Source organism: Klebsiella sp. K47 (assembly GCF_051858335.1).
GTDB classification, from domain to species: Bacteria; Pseudomonadota; Gammaproteobacteria; order Enterobacterales; family Enterobacteriaceae; genus Klebsiella; species Klebsiella pneumoniae.
Genome location: NZ_JBPYUI010000394.1, coordinates 1 through 225 on the forward strand (window position 1 = coordinate 1; position 225 = coordinate 225).

The 225-nt window shown below is 66.2% G+C and carries 1 pseudogene; it reads left to right on the top strand.

The features are described from left to right. Window positions 1-225: pseudogene (locus tag RRF55_RS28525) on the top strand (hypothetical protein); the annotation flags it as partial.

Genomic DNA, 225 nt, shown 5'->3' on the forward strand with positions numbered 1-225 from the left:
GGCATCGGCCTGGTGCTGGTCAACGTGCTCAAGCCCGGCGCGGGCGTGGACCCGGTCGTGGCCGCGCAGATGCTCACCGAGAATGCCGAGCGCAGCAAGGAAATCGTCGCTGGCATCCATGGCACGCCCAAGGGCATGGACATGCTGCTGTCGATCGTGCCGAGCAACGTGGTCGAGGCGGCCTCCAGCAATGGCGCCATCCTCTCGCTGATGTTCTTCGCGCTG